General features: G+C 38.6%; 1 protein-coding gene. It reads right to left on the bottom strand.

What is annotated here, in order from left to right; genetic code table 11:
• On the bottom strand, positions 1 to 987 hold a 987-nt coding region (locus tag KZ793_RS13975; protein ID WP_225815887.1), incomplete at its 3' end, for a hemagglutinin repeat-containing protein.
• Positions 988 to 1,011: the final 24 nt, after the last annotated feature.

The raw sequence follows: 1,011 nt of genomic DNA, 5'->3' as shown, positions 1-1,011 counted from the left end.
AGAGTAAAGCAGGGGCAGGAGGGTGATATTCCTGCCAGAGGACAATAATGCGTTACCGTTTGCCTGTATCTGAACCGCCTTTCCGTTGATATCTGTACCGCTGATAATACTGATATTATTGCCTGCGGTTAATTGGCTGCTTAATTCTCCTGAACGTGATGAAGGGAAGAATTTACTCAGTGAAGGCGATAATTCACGGGGAGTCAGATCAATACTTTTTGCCGACGTTAAATTGATGTCTTTTTCTGCGGAGAAATGAATACTCTTAGCCGATAAATTTCCACCGGCATTCATCACAACAGAACTTTTTGCATCCAGCTTACCCACTTTAGATAACAGGTTATTAAAAAGTTCCTGCTCTTTAATGTCAGAGAGAATACTGCCAATGCGTTTATGTGATAATAGCGCAACATTGTTATTATCAATCGTAATATCATTATTTGCCGTCAAAGTAATATTATCACTTTTAGTTAAAAATACATCCCGCAAAATAATATTCTTACCTGCATTTAGCAATAAATCACCTGTTGCCTCAATGCTGCTGATTATTCGATTACCATCGTGGTTGAAATAGCCGGCAGTCTGATTGCTTTGCAATTTCAAATCAGCATTGCGGCTAATAACAGTAATATTTTTCCCCTTGATTTTACTCTGTAATACATCAATATTATCAGCGGCGATCATAGATACATTACCCCCGGAAATAACTTCCCCGGTGTTTAATGTAACAGAGTCAGTTGCCAAAAGGGTGATGTCGTTATTCGCTTTAATAATATTATTGTTGCTGATTTTCCCTGAGTTTAATACGACATTTTCAGCAGATAACGTATCATAACCGCCTGCAACCGTTATTTGGGACATTTCGTTTATGTCATAGGGTAGTGGTGTGCGAATATGAATATTATCTTTAAAATCGGCGACAAGATTACCGGCAGCAACAACACTTGCGGGTTCAATAATATTTCTTTCATCCTCCCATGTTTTCACGTTTCCTGATCTGTCAAAGTCTGT

Source organism: Photorhabdus antumapuensis (genome assembly GCF_020387775.1).
Taxonomy (GTDB): Bacteria; Pseudomonadota; Gammaproteobacteria; order Enterobacterales; family Enterobacteriaceae; genus Photorhabdus; species Photorhabdus antumapuensis.
The sequence above is the reverse complement of the archived record's forward strand: the minus strand, read 5'-3'. Positions and strand labels throughout refer to the sequence as shown.